Here is a 1524-nt window from a genome sequence, read left to right as displayed (position 1 = left end):
CCTCGTCGCCGAGGGCGGCCAGATTTCGGGCGTGGTGCTTGGGGACGGCACCCAGGTTCAAGCGAAGGCCGTGCTCCTCACCACCGGCACCTTCCTCCAGGCCCTCATGCACGTGGGCGAGAAGAAGGAGGTGGGCGGGCGGCTCGGGGACGAGGCGGCGAAGGGGCTCTCCCTCTCCCTGCGCTCGCTGGGCTTCACGCTGGAGCGCTTCAAGACGGGGACGCCGGCGCGGCTGGTGCGCGACAGCATCGACTGGGCCGCCCTCGAGCCCCAGCCCGGAGACTTCCCGCCGCGCCCGCTATCGCTGCGCACGAAGTGGGCGCTGGGGGGCGAGCCCTTCCCGCGCCAGCCAGCCGTCACCTGCGCCCTCACGTACACCACGGCGCGCACGCACCAGATTCTGCGCGACAACCTCCACCGCTCGCCGCTCTTCCAGGGGGAAATCGTGGGCCGGGGTCCACGCTACTGCCCCTCCCTGGAGGACAAGGTGGTGCGCTTCTCGGCTCGGGAGCGGCACCTGGTCTTCCTGGAGCCCGAGGGCCCGGACTCGCCGCTGGTGTACCCGGCGGGCCTGTCCACGAGCATGCCGGCGGAGGTGCAGCTCGAGTTCCTGCGCACGCTGCCGGGGCTGGAGCGGGTGGAGGTGGCGCGCTACGGCTACGCGGTGGAGTACGACTACGCGCCGCCGACGCAGCTCAAGGAGACGCTGGAGACGAAGGCCCTCCAGGGCCTCTACTTCGCGGGGCAGCTCAACGGGACGAGCGGGTACGAGGAGGCGGCGTTCCAGGGGTTGTACGCGGGCATCAACGCGGGGCTCCAGGTCCGCGGCGAGCCGGCGCTGGTGCTGGGGCGGGACGAGGCGCACGGGGCGGTGCTGGTGGACGAGCTGGTGACGAAGGGGGTGGAGGAGCCCTTCCGGATGTTCACGAGCCGCTCGGAGCACCGGCTGAAGCTGCGCGAGGGGAACGCGGACCTGCGCCTGGCGAAGCACGGGGCGCGGGTGGGGCTGGTGTCGCGCGAGGTGCTGGAGCGGGTGGAGGCGCGAGGCCGGGCGGTGGCGGAGGAGGTGGCGCGGCTGAAGCGGACGGGCCTGGCGGCGCGACTCAAGCGGCCGGAAGTCACCTACGCGGCGTTGGCGGCGGAGCGGGCGGAGGGGTGGCCGACACTCGAGGCGGACGTGGTGGAGGAGGTGGAGGTGGAGGTGAAGTACGAGGGGTACATCGTGATGGCGGAGCGGGCGGCGGCGAGGGAGGCGGAGGCATGGGACGGGTGGAGGATTCCGGGGGACTTCACGTACGGGACGGTGCGGGGGCTGTCGGCGGAGGCGGTGGAGAAGCTGGAGAAGCACCGGCCGGCGACGGTGGGGCAGGCGAGGCGGGTGCCGGGGCTGACGCCGGCGGCGATTTCCCTGTTGCTGGTGGCGCTCAAGCGCGAGGGGTTGGGGCAGGGCGCTTGAGCGGGCGCCAGATCGCACAGGGGGGTGTGGACAACGTGTGGGGAACTCGGAGGAGGGCCCCAAGTGCA

General features: G+C 72.6%; 1 protein-coding gene. It reads left to right on the top strand.

All coding sequences use genetic code 11. The features are described from left to right. Positions 1–1456, top strand: a 1456-nt coding sequence (locus VF794_RS20590) for an FAD-dependent oxidoreductase (protein WP_331112972.1), incomplete at its 5' end; no start/stop codon positions are given. Positions 1457–1524 lie beyond the last annotated feature (68 nt).

It is taken from the genome of Archangium sp. (assembly GCF_036389735.1).
GTDB lineage: Bacteria > Myxococcota > Myxococcia > Myxococcales > Myxococcaceae > Archangium.
This window is presented reverse-complemented; position numbering and strand designations above follow the sequence as displayed.